General features: G+C 68.7%; 2 protein-coding genes. Both read right to left on the reverse strand.

The window, feature by feature from the left end; all coding sequences use genetic code 11:
- On the reverse strand, positions 1-633 hold a 633-nt coding region (locus ACTUAL_RS28990), incomplete at its 3' end, for a hypothetical protein (protein WP_440902464.1).
- Positions 634-771: 138 nt separating this feature from the next.
- A partial coding sequence (locus ACTUAL_RS28995) for a tyrosine-type recombinase/integrase (RefSeq protein WP_440902465.1) occupies positions 772-1,523 on the reverse strand: 752 nt, incomplete at its 5' end.

Raw genomic sequence — 1,523 nt, forward strand, 5'->3', positions numbered from 1 at the left:
GATGTCGCCCTGGAACAGGGCCCCGGCCGCGGCGGCGCCGGCGAACTCGAGGCGTTCGAAGATCGCGCCGCCCTGGAGGAGCTCGATCTCCATGTCGCATGTGACCCCGCGCAGGTGATTGCCAGGCTCCACGGTGTGGACCACGCGGAGGGTGAAACCGAGATCGAGGTTGAGCGGGTTCACTGGTCCCCAGAGGAGCAGGAACGTAGCCGGCTCGCCCTTGGCTTCTTGCTCCTCCCAGCCAAAGCCGAGGTCGAGCGGCGTCTCACGACGCGACCAGATGTCGCGGCGGGCCTTGTTCAGCCCTGCGTGGGGGACACGGCCGGGGTTGCTCCGGTTCTCCTTGAGGAACCGCAACACCATGTTGTATTCCTCGTGCTCGAGGAGCAGCTGTGCCATCTGACGCGGTTCGCCGCCGATGCTCCAACCATCGGGCAAGGCGCGAGCCTCGAGCTCTTCCCGCACTTCCATGCGCACCAGCCCTGAGAACTGTGCCGGGTACTTGCTCAGGTCGATCCCACGCATGCGAGTCTGCGCGCCGCCCAACCCTAGGGAGACCGCGTCGTACAGCGTTGGTGCGAGCAGAGCTGTCTCTGCGGCGATGAGCGGCCTGATGTCGTCGTGAAAGGTCAAGGTTTGCCCCTTAGCGTCCCGGAGGTAAAAGTTTGCCCTCAAAAGTAAGAGTAGCGGCAGTCGGGGACTCCCGCCACTCGAGCACCTCCGCCGGGCGCGTCGGCCACGGTGAGCAGCGGGACGCGCCCTGCTTGAGCCTCAACTAGAACGGTCGGGCCCGGCTGCTGGATAGGCGGGCGGTCGTTCGACCGGCGCGGACCCCGCCCGCAAGCGTGACGGTCCGGCGCCGACTACCGCGGCCAGAAGCGCGCCCTGCGGCACCTGCGCGTACACGGACGTGGTCTCGGGGCGTGCGTGGCCGAGGAGCTGTTGAACTGCCATCAGGTCGCGCTCGCTCGCGTAGGCGTCTGTAGCGAATCGGTGCCGCAAGGTGTGGGACGTCCAGTGCTCGGGCAGCGCCTCGGAGATGATCCGGCCGAGAGCGCTCGCCGTCATCGGGCCCGCGTGCAGGGTGCTCGGGAACAAGTAGCCGTGCGCGCTGACGAACGGTCCGCTCCAGCCGGTGCCGTGAACACCGCGGCGGCGACGCTCAAGCTCGGCGGTCAGCTCCAGCGCCAGGTCGCCGCGAGGGTCGATCGGCACCATCCGCTGGTGTCCTCCCTTACCGGTCACAGACAGCTGCGTGGCGGCGACCTGTGAGGTGTGAAGCCGAGCGATCTCGCCCCGCCTGAGGCCGGCGTAGGCCGCAAGCATGAGCGCGAGCCGCGTGCGGTCGTCGGCGTCCCACAGCGCCTGCTGGAGGCTGTCGTGCGCGATCGGGCGGGGGAGACCCCGCGGCACCGAGATCGTCTCGACGTCGTCGACCGGGGACTCCTCGATGAGCCGCGCCTTCACCGCCCACCGGAAGAAGGAGCCGACCGCAACCCGAGAGCACCGCTTCGTTGCCGGCG

The organism is Actinosynnema sp. (genome assembly GCF_052038725.1).